At 49.8% G+C, this 235-nt stretch carries 1 pseudogene; it reads right to left on the bottom strand.

Annotation, left to right across the window (positions count from 1 at the left end):
* Positions 1-235 (bottom strand): annotated as a pseudogene (locus GPK88_RS18500) (recombinase family protein); the annotation flags it as partial.

Below are 235 nucleotides of genomic sequence, written 5' to 3' on the forward strand. Positions count from 1 at the left end.
GTCCGGCAGACCAGTCCTCATACATTTTAGCAAACAGCCCGTCAACCTCGGCTTTACGCTTCTCTGCCTTTTTCAGCTCCGCAGCCTGCTTTTTCTTCGCAGAGTTTCTTTCCCTGTCGCTGGCATTGAGCAGGCGTTTCAGCAGATTGTCCTCGTCTTTCTGTGCCAGCATAGACCAGTATTGCAGTCTTGCAAGCACATAGGCATACAGTACATCATAGCGGATATAGTGCAT

Origin of the sequence: Blautia sp. MCC269, from assembly GCF_018785655.1 — a bacterium.
Classification (GTDB): Bacteria; Bacillota; Clostridia; order Lachnospirales; family Lachnospiraceae; genus Blautia_A.